The organism is Candidatus Zixiibacteriota bacterium (assembly GCA_035380245.1).
GTDB lineage: Bacteria > Zixibacteria > MSB-5A5 > GN15 > FEB-12 > DAOSXA01.
This window is the reverse complement of the sequence record DAOSXA010000001.1, coordinates 389,138-402,339: the sequence shown is the minus strand read 5'-3', so window position 1 is coordinate 402,339 and position 13,202 is coordinate 389,138. Positions and strand designations below refer to the sequence as shown.

The window sequence follows — 13,202 nt, the reverse complement described above, 5'->3', positions numbered from 1 at the left end:
CGGGCCGGTCCTTCAACAGAATTCTCCACCGGTGGTTCCTACATACATGAAAAAAGCGGCCGACAGGCCGCTTTTCCAATCACTTTGTTCAGCGGATCAGGCGCTTTTACGCATCACTGCAATAGCTAATAGACCAACTCCTACGAGCAGGAGAGCAATGGGTTCCGGGATGGGGGTTACCTCACCTTCCGGTGCTGTTTGCTGTTGTACGGCGCTGGCGTCATCGGCCGGGATTCTATCGGGATGGGTGTCAATATCGGTCTGAGAGTTTGCCGTGCGATGTGTTCCGGTGTTGTTGTTGACGGTGTAACCGCTGTTGGGATAACCAACAGCTTGTGCGAAATCAACCATCAAAAACATGACGGCCAGGGCGCACAATAATGGAATCAATCTCTTCATAAGAACCTCCATCCGGGAGTTGTCGGCCAATCCATTAGCTTCATCTATAACTTGATCTTGAAACCGGTATTAAGTCAAATAGTTTTTTTGTCACAAATCGATGTATTTCCTATAAATCCGGCTTTGTATTAAAGATCTACGTTAGGTGAAATCCAATTATCACCTGAGTTTATTCGTTAAACTGATCCCTGAATTGGTTGGTTCCCGCGGTTATGAAGACCTGTTGTAGAAATACGTTCATCCCCCGAAAATACTGACATCCCCTGTCAGCGGACTATTTCATTTTATTGTCGAGCGAAATGTGATATATTAACGACCTGAATGCTGTTTTCTTCAGGTTATGCCAAAAAGTAAGATTAAAATAACGAAAGGTAGCTCTAGCATGGCAACATCGCACACGGCGGTAGACCGCAAAAAAGCGCTGGAGGCGGCCCTGTCGCAGATCGAGCGATCACACGGCAAGGGCTCGATCATGCGCCTTGGCGGCAGCACGGTGCTCGAGGTAGAGGTAATCCCGACCGGATCACTCGGCCTCGACCATGCCCTTGGGGTTTGGGGCGTACCGAGAGGGCGGGTGACTGAGGTGTTCGGTCCGGAATCCTCCGGTAAAACCACTCTGGCGCTGCACATTATCGCCGAGGCTCAGAAAGTGGGCGGCGTCGCGGCATTTATCGATGCCGAACATGCTCTCGATGCCAACTATGCCCGAGCGCTGGGCGTCGATACCGACAATCTTCTTGTTTCTCAACCGGATACCGGTGAACAGGCGCTCGATATCACCGAAACGCTGGTACGCTCCGGCGGTGTCGATATCATTGTCGTTGATTCCGTCGCCGCTCTGACTCCCCGCTCCGAAATCGAGGGGGAGATGGGGGACAGCCACATGGGGCTGCAGGCGCGGCTCATGTCGCAGGCATTGCGCAAGTTGACCGGGATCATCTCCAAATCCAAGACGGCGGTGATTTTCATCAATCAGATCCGCATGAAAATCGGCGTTATGTTCGGCAATCCGGAGACTACCACCGGCGGCAACGCCCTCAAGTTCTATTCGACCGTCCGCCTGGACATTCGCCGCATTGCCACGATCAAGGACGGCCAGGAGGTAATCGGTTCCCGCACTCGCGTCCGGGTCGTGAAGAACAAAGTGGCGCCGCCGTTCCGCGAGGCGGAGTTCGACATCATCTACGGCACCGGTATTTCTTACACCGGCGAGTTGATCGACAAAGCGGTCGATGCCAACATCGTGCAGAAATCCGGCAGTTGGTTCAGCTATGGCGATGAACGTCTCGGCCAGGGCCGCGAAAACGCTCGGGCGTTCTTGAAGGACCATCCCGAAGTGACCAACGAGATTCTCGTGAAGGTCAAAGAGGCGCTGGGCATGAAGCTCGCCGAACACGGCGAGCCGGTTCTCGAGGAGGAAGAGGCGATCGAGACCGAATAGGCTTGTCCGTTTCGATAAGTATCTGACAGCGGCGTCCGTTTCGGGCGCCGCTGGTATATTAGACTAGATTCTCGCCTTCACGCCCCGGTGGCCGGGCTCTTGTCGGATTTTATCACGGCTAATAAACGATCCAGATCGGGGAAATCACGGAAATTAGTCGCTGCGCCGTCGAATAACTCCGCCAACTGGTATTCCATAACGTTACAATTTACCATGACGTAGCGGATGCTGTGGGTCATGCACATTTGAGCCATTTGCAGCAATTCCACTTTTCCGGTAAAGTGTGCGTCGCAAACGACCAGGTCGATTTCTCGTTCAAAACCGATAGGCGCATCGTCGATACTCCCCGCAACAAGCAGGCGGGTGTTGGTTTCACAGGCTCGCTGGTGATATCGACTGATGATCGACTTGTCCAGAGTGAAGAAAAGAATCTTGTGACCGGTATAGTCGATTCCGACCAGGTTGTTGTCCTTAGCCGTTGTATTGTACGGCAGAGTGATAATGAACGTGCTCCCGATTCCCTCAATCGATTCAACTGTGATATCACCTCCGTGCTCCCGCGCAATGTTACGACTGATCGACAGCCCCATGCCGGTTCCGACCAGTTCGTCTCGTCCCCAGACTCCTTTGGTCGAGTAGAACGGATCGAAGATGCGTTCGAGTTTATCCTCGGGAATGCCGGTACCGGAATCGCCGACTTTGATAACGGCACGGTCACCGGCATTCATCAGGGCAACGGTTATCACCCCATTGGTTTTAATGGCGTGCTGAGCGTTTATCAAAAGGTTCAGGAAGAGCTGTTGGATTTTCGAGGCGGACATTTCGAAGGTCGGGACATCCTCGATATACCTGGCGATTTCAATAGTGCGATTGCGCATCTCTTTTTCAACCAGGCTGATTGATTTCTCGATCAGATGGGCGAGACTTTCATGAGTCCGGTCCTCCGGCTTGGCCTTGGAATAGCTGAGCAACGACATGGCTACTTCATTGGCTTTGTCACCCATCTCAACTATTTGTTCCAGAGTTTCGCGAGCGGTGCTGCAGCCGTCCGACTCATCGATGTGATCGATCGCAAAGGAAGCATTGCCTATTATGCCGCCCAGATAATTCTTGAATTCATGCGCTACGCCGGCTGCCAGCATACCAATTGCGGATAATTTGTCCGATTCGGCCAGTTTCTGCTGGGAAATAATTTCATGAGTGATATCGTTTCCAATGGCAAGGAAGTTGATAATCTCTCCATCAATGTTAAAAATAGGCGAGATGGATTCTCGCTCCCAGAATATCTCACCGCTCTTGCGGCGGTTTTGCAAGTTCCCGACCCAGGTGCCGCCGCTTTTGATAGTTTCCCACATACTCTCGTAGAAGTTGTCCGTTTGCTTGCCTGAATAGAGAATGGCCGGGGTTTTACCGAGGATTTCCTTCTGGCTGTATCCCGTTACATCGGTAAAGTGCGGATTGATGTATTCGATAATACCGTTCGGATCGGTAATAAGAATCATGATAGGGGATTGACTTACCGCCGCTGACAATTGGTATAAATCTTTTTCTTGTTTTTTCAACTCGGTAAGATCGGTAAAGCATTCTACCAGATGGCGACGACCGTTTAGTTGTACGGATGCGATACTTTTCAGGACGCTAATCTGTTTACCGTCAACTCGAGGCAGTTCTGTCTCGATATTGTTTATCGACTTATCGGCGGAGGCGAACCGGCATGGTCCCTTGTCGGAGTGGCATACAATCTTCTGACAGGATTGGCCGAGGAGTTGGAGTCGTTCAATCCCAAGGATATTGGCTGCCGCCGCATTGGCGTCGACTATCTTTTGACTATCGGGATCGACAATGACAATGGCCGTGGGCACGGATTCAAGGATGATCTTCAGCCGTTCTTCGCTTTCCCGGAGGGCTTCTTCGGTAATTTTACGATCGGTAATATCCAGAACCGATCCAAAAGCGCCCAGGAAGTTGCCGTTGCGATCGAGACGCGGCGATACCGATACCGCGATGGTTTTATGAATGCCGCTCCCCGTGACGATTTCCAGCTCATACCGCGAGGCATTCATCAGTTTGCGTTGATCGGTCTGACGGATGACTAAACTGCGGTTGTTTTCGTCTACGAACTCCAGCAGACTTCTTCCAACCAGTTCCTCCGATGAGTCAGCATCGAATATCCGGGCAAAGGCGGGATTGCAGAACTCAATTATCTCCTCCTGATTAACGATGCCGATTCCTTCCTGCACGGAGTTGAAAAGCTCAGAGTATTTGGTCTGAGTTTCATCCAGAGCTTCGCGGGTAGCTTTTTCATCGGATATGTCCGTTATAACGTTTTCCAGGTAACCGTGTTCGAGGAACACTCGAGCCGAGAAACGCGCCCAGAAGATGGAACCGTCACGTTTGCGAAAAGGTGTCTCGAAATTGTCAATATGTCCCTTTTCCCGTATGGTGGTTATCATCGTCTGTCTGGCGCCGGGGTCGACGTAGAAGTCCTGCATGCGAGTTGATGCAGCCATTTCTTCGGGTGAATCGAAGCCGAACATTTCCGAGGTGCGCTTGTTTAGAGCGAGGATGCGACCATCCTCAATCGATGTTCGGTACAGGCCGACCAGGGTGCTGTTGTACAGACTGCGAAACTCCTGTCGACTCGCAAGCAACTTATCCTCAGTGTCTTTGCGGGTAGTTATATCGGTCAGGAAACAGAGAACGGCCGGAACACCCTCCCATTGAATCAAAACCAAGTTTGCTTCAACCCAAAGCGATTTATTTATGCCGTCGTACGTTCTAAAGCTGTAGCGGTTGGGAATATCCTCTCCCGAAAGACGACGACGGTGATATTCTTCCAACATAGATCGATCATCGGGATGGATATACTCCAGGTAATGTCTTTCCGGCAGTAACTCGCGCGGGACACCGAGAAGTTTGCAGAGTTCATCATTGAAGTAGAGAAGTTTACCTTCACGAGCAACTAATATGGCTTCATTCGCATTTTCGACTAAATGTCGGTAGTTTTCTTCTGATATTGCAAGGGCGGAGGTGGTTTCGATGCGTTCTCTGGTTGTCCCGAGTAATTCTCCGAATATCCGGAGAGTGTGGATATCTTCCCTGATCCAGAATTTATGGTAGCTGCTGTTGGTTACGACTATACACCCACGAAATCGGTCGGAGTGATCGACGATGGGAATCCAGATTCCTGCCTTGAGACCGAACTCCTGAATGTCTTGGGATTCGTTGGGATTGTTGAACCCGGTAGCATCCGGAAAATCGACAATAATGCATTCATGTTTACTGAACTTCTCTATCCAATCCGGGTAATCCGACAGGGTAACCACCGGTATCAGGTCAGCGAGTTTCGTCTCCGGCAGACGATTCCATTCTTCCTCGATGAAGGCTTCACCATAACCTTTATCCACCCGGTACATGGCTGCGTTGTCCGCGCCAAGAGCCTCACCAAGTAGTTGCAGGATCGGATAGAGAGGCTCATTTGACCAGGTCGCCAGCATGCGTGAGCACTCGGCAATAGCTTTTTCCAGGTTTATCCGTTTTAACCAGCGCTGTTCATCTTCACGGTGTTGAATCGTGAAGTTAATCATCCTGCGCAGAAGGGGCGAATTCAGTTCACTGTCTTTGATTAGTTCAAAGCCTGCCTTGATATTGTCCGGGATCGGTCCCGAATCATCGGCTAAAAGAACAATTACCGGGTAGTCGGACCAGGGAGGAGTTGCGAGTAATGATTCCTTAGTCCAGATAGATGAGATTAAGACAATATCGACTTTTCTTTGATGTAATGCTGTGAGGCAGGTTTCACAATCAGGGCTGTTGCCGACTTCCAGGGCATACTCCGATTCAGAGAGCATAGAGTCTACGTTCTTGATCCGCTCACTATCACTGTCGACGAGTAATACTCTGACCAAAATATCCACCGTAAGTTGTTACGGACTGATCCGCACGACTGCCGTTGCAGTGCATGCCTGCCATATCCTGTGCCCCGTTTTAATCGATTATGTGCCGGATTTCCCCGCCCGACGTTTATATGAGTTATTTCGGAAGGATGGAGCGGTTGCTTAAGGGGCAGTTAAAAAGTCGTATGCCCGACATGGATTGAAAATTCGACTCCAATGCCGGCAACACAAGGTTGGCTGTTACATGAAATTGGAGTCAGAGGTCGGAATTCGTTACATAATCCGGTGGAATTATCAACAGATCTTTGGATGAGAGCTACATCAACGGGGATAAGGTGTTTATATCCCCGTTGATGTACGTGTCCGTTAGAGCCTTTCAAGCCTCTCACGAGGAGGAGGAATTTTGGCTATTCCTTATGAACAATCATGGCGGATCGCTGGGCTGTGGGGAAAATTATGACCTCGGCAATCTGAACATGGGGTGGCCGCGAGGCAATCCATACGGCCGTTTCAGCGATATCAGCTCCGGATAACGGCTGGTAGCCCTTATAAACCGAACCGGCGCGATCTTTATCGCCGTCGAATCTGACCTCGGAAAATTCCGTTTCTACCAGACCGGGATCAATTGTGGCAACACGTATCGGGCTGTCAACCAGGTCGATCCGCATACCCCGGGTGATTGCTCCTACGGCATGTTTTGTGGCGCAATAGACGTTCCCTCCCGGATAAACCTCATGGCCGGCTATCGAACCGATATTGATAACCTGACCGCTGCCTCGATTGACCATACCCGGTAATACCGCTCGGCTGACGTATAAAAGACCCTTGATGTTGGTGTCGATCATTTCATTCCAACCGTCCGGGTTTCCTTCTTGCAATTTATCCAGACCTCGCCCGAGACCGGCGTTGTTGATGAGTACATCGATCGCAGCAAAATCGGCAGGAAGGTTTTTAAGGGCTGTTTCTACAGCTTGCCGGTTGGTCACATCGAGTTCGATTATATGAACCGGCGTGTTCAGTTTTCTCGCCAGTTCGATCAACCGTTCTTTTCTCCGTGCCGCCAAAATCAGCCGGGCTCCCTCTTCAGCAAATTTCTCGGCACAGGCGCGGCCTATTCCGGAGGAAGCTCCCGTTATCAGCACGACCTTATTATTCAAAGACTTCATGTCCTTATCTCCTGGATGCAGTTAGCTGTTTAGTCCAAGCTAATCCGTCGATCGGTTGTCGTCAATACAAAGGCTAAAGATGATGCTGTCTTAATCGTTGAGGGTACGAAATAATCTGTTAAAATACGTCATGGTGGCTATTCTTGTATGTCTGCCTTCACATGATCTTTGTAATGTTCTCATTAATATAGTATTGAGTTTGCTATGGGAGGTGAATGCTCAGACATTCTCTAAAAAATAACTGCGATGAGAGCAACCTGTCGTCTTCCTCAGAACGATTTGATTTTCCACTAATAGCCGAATGTACTCCCGGATCAAAGCTCATCCTAGATTCTCACTTGTATCTTATTGATAGCTGTTCACCTGTTGGGCGAAGTAGTCAAGGATAGGACAGGCGCCTCACCTTTTAATCCTTGATTTGCCCATTAGGGGAGATTCCCGAAGCCGGTATAATAGTGTTAAGTGCTTATTGTTAAATGGGATGCTCTATGGTGGTTGTCGCTCTCCATTTTGTCGCCGGAGGGGCATGGTTTATGCATTGTAAGGGGGCGGAACAATGTGGCGAATTTTGTAAGCCGGGATTTATGGGGCAAAGAGATTAGGATTTTCCGGTTTGTGACTGGTAACCAGCGGAGGCGACAAATGGCGAAAGCACTCAAGAAGCGACCTTTCATTGGCTTGCCCAAGAAGACTTACTGGCATCTTTACAGCCTTCAAACCCTTGAATCGGCAAAGCTTGCTCGAATTGTGAACAAAGTTCTCAGACGAGAATATGTTCTGATTAAGTAGTATCAGGCAGTTTTTGCCCATTTTATCTTGACTTGCAAAATGATGGGGCCTATTTTCCACGCCAGTTTTTAGGTGATAAAGCTGGCGTGCGCCGGTTTACGACCGATACATAACAGGAGAAGGATAGGCCTGACCGGCCACGATTTATTCTTGAAGTGATGTTTAAGAAAAAATTCACATTGATGCTTATCCCCGGCTCAAAGGGGATACTCAAGCAGGTCAACGTTCCGGCCCCGCTGGTTTATGGAGCGGTAGTGCTGGTTTTGATGCTACTGGGGATCAGTGTAGCGCTGTCAACTCAGTACGTATCCGATAGAGTTTCCCGTGCTGAGATCGAAAAACTAAAGGCGGAAAATCTCGAACTCAAGAACAAATTCGAACAGATCCGCTGGACTCTGACCGAATTCGAAAACCGCTATCAGGACATGGTCCAAAAAGAGGTAGTTATTCGGACTGCCTTTGACCTGCCGGAAATCGATCCCCAGGAGCGTCAGCTCGGTATTGGTGGTCCGATTCCGAAAGCGGTGGAGAGTATGACTCCGGCTCAGAAGTCTGCTTATGTCACCGAGCGTCAAGTGGATCGCCTTTTACGCCTGTCGGAATTCGAGTTGGATAAATACTCGGAAGTCGAACAGAAGCTCGATGGTATGAAGGATCGCCTCCGGCATACCCCGTCGATTTGGCCTACCAAGGGTTGGGTCACGACCGGTTTTCAAATGCGCGATGATCCCTTTACCGGCTATCGGCGGATGCATGCGGCGATCGATATTTCCAACCGTACCGGCACTCCGATTTATGCCACAGCCGACGGCAAAGTGGTGGAAGTCGGACGCCAGGGCGGCCTGGGTAATATGGTGGTGATTGACCATGGTTACGGTTTCAAGACTCGTTACGCTCATCTAAAACAAGCGACGGTTAAGAAGGGGCAGCGAGTCAGCCGGGGTGAACAGATCGCCCTCATGGGTAATACCGGTCATTCCACCGGTCCGCATCTCCATTACGAGGTGATCAGAAACGGCAAGAAGCTCAATCCAGCCGATTATATTCTCAACGAAATGGATTGAGGTTCGAATTGATTGAAGATAACGAGGCCGCATAATCGCGGCCTTTTTTCGTTGGTGTGATTCAGTTCTTGTCCGGGACGATAATGGTTCCATCGTCGGCAATCGGAGCGGCGGTCGGACCAAAATCATCGCGTGATATCTTTTGCAGGAGTGGAATAATCCGACCTTTCGGGTCAAGTCGAGGTATTCCGGGGTATTGCTGATAACAGGAAACGATTCTGCCCGAAACGAGGGAGCCGTCGGCCGCCAACTCGGCTTTCAGGATAAATGTCAACTCGCGTACTCCCTCCATGTTGAACATTTCGTAAGTGGCGAAATTCCCTAGTGAGTAGGCAATCAACCTGCCGTGGTAGTATTCAACGGCTCTTGGGATATGAGGTCCATGGCCGATCACCAGGTCGGCGCCCGCGTCAACTACGGCATGAGCGAACGCGCGTAAATGACCCCGTTCTTCACCGTAGGCTATTTCCATTGAATCCGGGACATGCAGGAATGCCGGTCCTTCACCGCCGCCGTGGAAGGATACGATGACCAGATCGTAGATAGTGCTGAATCCGGCTACCATCACCGCGGCTGTTCCGATGTCCAATAAATCATATAACTTCTGGTAGGGAGCGAATCCGAGCACCACTACCCGCAGGCCGTTGACTTCGAGTGAAGCCACATCGCCAATCGGTCCGGTGTACACCTTGCCGAGACTGTCGAGCAATGCCCGCGTGCGGTTGAGTCCTTCCGGTCCAAAATCCCGGGCATGGTTGTTGGCCAGGTTGAAAACATCGAACCCGGCTTCATCGAGGTAACTCAGATAATGCTCGGGGCTACGGAAGACATAACAGGACTTGGGATCCTGGCATTTCTTGGCCGGAGTACCTCCGTCTATGTAACAACCTTCGAGATTGCCAAACGTGATATCGGCTGAGCGCAGTTCAGGGGCGACTTCAAACAGCATGTGGCGGCCGTCATCCTCGGGCAGATAGTTGGAATCCTCGGGAAAGGTGGTCCCCATCATGATATCACCGACAGCCGCAAACGTTACTGTAGTCGGCTGGAGACTGTCGGTTGATTGAGCTGCGACGGATGTGGCCATCATAATGGCTGCCGCTGTAAGCAGAGCGGTGAGCCGGAGTCGAATGGATCGATTCTGATTAAACATAGAACCTAAACAAGCAACGTCAACTTCCATAGCACAACTACAACTTCAGTTACCCCCGGGGATTTCAAGTTCTATTGATCTCTGCGGGCGAGGTTCGGTTCCGTGGTGTAGTGGGGCGCTGCAGGAAGGGGGGATTTTTCAACAAACTCGTTTGGAACTGATTAGAGGGCTGCGTTGTTAAAAAATTAGGACCGCTTTCCGGAAGATTCACGGGTTCCGAGAAGCCGGCAGGATCGGGGTATTAAGAATCCTTCTCACCCATTTAGCTGTCATTTAGCAACAAGCTGTAACCCGATATCTCGGAACTTTACCTGCAAACGGTGGTTAATGGTATAAATGACAATATAAGATAAATTTAGTTTGGATTGTGGCGATGGACAAGAAACCGGATATCGAACGGATGCAACCGGCTGAAGACGACCGGGATGAGGTTAATACCAAAGCTCTCGTCAGTCGGATCAAGCGCGGCGACCAGCGTGCCTTCGCTGAATTGATGAAACGATATCGAAGCCAGGTAGCGGCGCTTGCCTATCGCATGGTGGGTGATTACGATGAAGCGGCTGATATCACTCAGATCGTTTTCGTAAAGGTTAACCACAATATCTGGCGCTATGACGAGAAGAAAAAATTCTATACCTGGCTTTATCGTATCACGGTAAACGCCTGCATCGATTACATCCGCAAGCATCGTCGGCACCAACACGAACCGCTGGACAATTACCACGAGCTTCTTCAATCGGACGATTCTACTCCTGAAGATCGTTATCATAGAGAGCGGATCAGGGATTACATTCATCAGGCTACGCGTAAGCTCAACGAGAAACAGCGTTCTGCTTTTATGCTCCGAGATATCGAGGGTTGCAAGCTTGACCGTGTGGCTGAGGTTATGGACATTCCCGAAGCGACCGTGCGCTGGTATCTTCATCGTGCCCGCGGGAAAATTCGTAAGGAGCTTCAACGTAAATGTCCGCAACTACTGCTGATGCTCGGAATAAAATAATCATCACAAACTTTCCAGGCGATCCCGTCCGGACTATATTGTTCTACCATGACCCAATTGACTGATCTGAACTTCAATATCGAAGGTATGCACTGTGCCGCTTGTGTGCGGTCAATCGAAACCGCGGTAGGCAAGCTCGATGGCGTGCAGGAGTGCCGAGTAAATCTGGCTACCCGCTCGGCATCGGTGCGCCTTGATCCCGAAATCGTTGATGCCGCTGCGATCATGCATGAAATCGATCAGCTCGGTTTCAAGGCCAGTGAGGGGCGGGTGGACGTACTAAAAGCCTCGCAAAAGGAAACTGCCCGCGCCCTGTCGCAACTTCGGCAAGCGTTAATTATGACGGCGCCGTTGTTGGTGGTGGCAATGTGGAGCATGATCACCGGCGGTCCGATGATTGGTGTCCTTTTCGACGCCGTGATTCAGGCCGGCTTCGCAGCGGCTGTGCTCCTTTGGGGGGGCCGGGCAATTTTGTTCGATGCCCTCAAGCAATTGGGGCATTTCAGCGCCAACATGAACTCCCTGATCGCGATGGGAACTCTGGCTGCTTTTGGCTGGAGCATCTGGGTCATTATCGATTCCGCCGGAGCGCCACCGCCCGGATCATTATATTTCGAGTCGGTTGGAATGATTATCAGTCTTATCCTGGTCGGACGTTATCTTGAAGCCCGGTCGCGGGGGCGTGCCGGAGAGGCGATTAAGTCGTTGCTGGAATTGCAACCGAATAAGGCGACGGCTATTGTCGACGATCATGAGGTCGTTATCGATGCTGCCGCCGTGCAACCCGGGATGATTCTAATCGTTCGTCCGGGTGAACGCGTGCCGGCCGACGGCATCATTATCGAAGGTCGTGCGGTCCTGGATGAATCTCTCCTGACCGGGGAGTCTCTCCCGGTGGAAAAAGATTCCGGCGATGAGGTTTATGGCGGCACCCTCAACGGTAATATGAGTTTCCGACTCGAGGTTGGCACGGCCGCGGCTGATTCGGTATTGGCCAATATCGTCCGCATGGTCTCCGAGGCTCAAAGCCGTAAGGCTCCGGTACAAAAATTAGCTGATCGCGTATCCGGGATATTCGTTCCAACCGTTATCGGTCTGGCGGTATTGACCGGTTTGGTTTGGTACTATTTTGATCCGGCTTCACCGATGCTGATCAAGTGTGTCGTGTCGGTGTTGATTATAGCCTGCCCCTGTGCGCTGGGATTGGCGACGCCAACGGCGATTCTAACGGGGTCGGGTCGCGCTGCCCGCGAGGGGATCATTATTCGAGGCGGCGATATTCTGGAAGAGCTGACAAGAATAGATACTATCGTATTCGATAAAACCGGCACCCTGACCCACGGCCAACTCGAACTGATCGACGAGAAGGCTTACAATGATTTGCCTCTTAAAACCATGCTCCAGATCGCCGGTTCGGCCGAGAGTCAGTCGGAACACCCGGTCGCCGATGCCATCGTGCGACGGATGCGCCAGCACCAGATTCCGATCGTTACCGTGACCGAAGTGGAAGCATTGCCCGGATTCGGTCTCAAAGGGATCTATGCCGGTAAAAAGCTTTTGCTCGGCAATCAGGAGTTGATGGAAAATAACGAGGTCAATATCGATCCGGCTCGAGAAGAAGCCGGAGCCCAGATGTCCGAGGGCCGCACCACTATTTTCGTAGCTCTTGACGACAAGGTAGTCGGGCTTATCGCTCTCGCCGACCGTATCCGCAATGATGCCAAGGACGTCGTGGTGGCTCTTAAGAATCAGTTCGCACGTGTGACTATGCTCTCCGGTGATGCCTATAGAACGGCAGCCGGTGTTGCCCGGTCGTTGAACCTGGACGAGTTTGAAGCGGAGATAAAACCGGCTCATAAAAAGCTGGTGGTGGAGTCATACCGGAAAATCGGTTTCACCGTTGCGATGGTCGGCGACGGTATCAACGATGCCCCGGCTCTGGCTGCGGCCAACGTGGGGATCGCCATTGGCAGTGGAACGGATATTGCCATCGAATCGGCTGATGTGGTGTTGGTACGCTCCGAGCTTTCTTCTATTCTTCGATTGTTCGAAACAGCTAAAGTAACCATGAAAATAATTCGCCAGAATCTGTTCTGGGCTTTCTTTTATAACATCGTGGCCATACCCATAGCTGCCGGGGCTCTTTATCCTCTTACCGGATTAACTCTCGCACCCTGGGTGGCGGCCACGGCAATGGCTTTTTCATCGGTGTTCGTAGTAACCAACTCACTTCGCCTTAATCGCCTCGATCTGGTTTAGGGGAATGACCGAACCAGGATGGATTGACCGAGAAC

At 51.0% G+C, this 13,202-nt stretch carries 8 protein-coding genes; 4 read left to right on the top strand and 4 right to left on the bottom strand.

What is annotated here, in order from left to right; translation table 11 throughout:
* Positions 1 to 96: 96 nt before the first annotated feature.
* Positions 97 to 399, bottom strand: coding sequence for a PEP-CTERM sorting domain-containing protein (locus PLF13_01535; protein HOP05951.1), 303 nt, complete (start codon positions 397 to 399; stop codon positions 97 to 99).
* Positions 400 to 781: 382 nt separating this feature from the next.
* Here PLF13_01535 and recA point away from each other — a divergent pair, with 382 nt between their 5' ends.
* Positions 782 to 1,840: a recombinase RecA gene (gene recA / locus PLF13_01530; GenBank protein HOP05950.1), complete on the top strand. Its 1,059-nt coding sequence runs from the start codon at positions 782 to 784 to the stop codon at positions 1,838 to 1,840.
* Positions 1,841 to 1,917: 77 nt separating this feature from the next.
* Here recA and PLF13_01525 read toward each other — a convergent pair whose 3' ends face one another.
* Entirely contained in the window at positions 1,918 to 5,748 is a 3,831-nt protein-coding gene (locus PLF13_01525; GenBank protein ID HOP05949.1) for a PAS domain S-box protein, read from the bottom strand.
* A gap of 395 nt (positions 5,749 to 6,143) precedes the next feature.
* A complete protein-coding gene (locus tag PLF13_01520) occupies positions 6,144 to 6,902 on the bottom strand; it encodes an SDR family NAD(P)-dependent oxidoreductase (GenBank protein ID HOP05948.1) in 759 nt (252 codons plus the stop codon).
* A 947-nt stretch (positions 6,903 to 7,849) separates the two neighbouring features.
* Between PLF13_01520 and PLF13_01515 the strand changes: the two genes are divergently transcribed.
* Positions 7,850 to 8,755 carry a M23 family metallopeptidase gene (locus tag PLF13_01515; GenBank protein HOP05947.1) on the top strand — a complete coding sequence of 302 codons (906 nt, stop codon included), beginning with the start codon at positions 7,850 to 7,852 and terminating at the stop codon, positions 8,753 to 8,755.
* Positions 8,756 to 8,816: 61 nt separating this feature from the next.
* Here PLF13_01515 and PLF13_01510 read toward each other — a convergent pair whose 3' ends face one another.
* A complete protein-coding gene (locus tag PLF13_01510; protein HOP05946.1) occupies positions 8,817 to 9,845 on the bottom strand; it encodes a CapA family protein in 1,029 nt (342 codons plus the stop codon).
* Between the two features lie 436 nt (positions 9,846 to 10,281).
* Between PLF13_01510 and PLF13_01505 the strand changes: the two genes are divergently transcribed.
* Positions 10,282 to 10,908 carry a sigma-70 family RNA polymerase sigma factor gene (locus tag PLF13_01505; GenBank protein ID HOP05945.1) on the top strand — a complete coding sequence of 209 codons (627 nt, stop codon included), beginning with the start codon at positions 10,282 to 10,284 and terminating at the stop codon, positions 10,906 to 10,908.
* Positions 10,909 to 10,956: 48 nt separating this feature from the next.
* On the top strand, positions 10,957 to 13,167 hold the full coding sequence (locus PLF13_01500) for a heavy metal translocating P-type ATPase (protein ID HOP05944.1): 2,211 nt from the start codon (positions 10,957 to 10,959) through the stop codon (positions 13,165 to 13,167).
* The last annotated feature ends 35 nt before the right edge of the window (positions 13,168 to 13,202 follow it).